Source organism: Anaerotignum faecicola (assembly GCA_024460105.1).
Taxonomy (GTDB): Bacteria; Bacillota; Clostridia; order Lachnospirales; family Anaerotignaceae; genus JANFXS01.
The window spans coordinates 1-487 of sequence record JANFXS010000197.1 but is presented as its reverse complement, the minus strand read 5'-3'; the positions used below and the strand labels follow the sequence as shown (position 1 = coordinate 487).

Genomic DNA, 487 nt, shown 5'->3' with positions numbered 1-487 from the left:
CTGGACGAAGATGCCTTTGATGTCATTACAACGGTAACCAACTCAAAGGAGCTGGAACTTCTGAAAAATGAGTATCAGGATGAAAGGGGGAAGATCAATATGTGTGAAGCAATTCTGGGAATGATCGAGGCTGGCAGAGTGGAAGGGCGGACTGAAGGCGAAGTGAAAGGCGAGGCCAAAATTGTAGCAATGATTCGGCGGAAATATGATAAAAAGAAGAATTTACTGATTATCTCCGATGAATTAGAACTGGATTACTCCTATGTTAAGGAAGTGATCGACTTAATTAATACTTATCCAGACTGGACAGACTTGCAGATAGGCGAAACGCTGATAAAACAGTAAAATTTAGAATTGTAGTAACTAGATTTAACAGGCGTTTTATGGTCATACCAGTTTTGATAAATGGTGCCTTATAAACTATATAGCATTTAGAAAAAAGGGGGAGTTTGTCTTAAACAAACTCTCCCCTTCTTGAGAATTACGG

Annotated in this window: 1 protein-coding gene; it reads left to right on the top strand. The window is 39.2% G+C overall.

Annotated elements, in window-relative coordinates; genetic code table 11:
* Positions 1–345: transposase (locus NE664_13510; GenBank protein ID MCQ4727649.1), on the top strand; the 345-nt coding region annotated here is incomplete at its 5' end.
* Positions 346–487 lie beyond the last annotated feature (142 nt).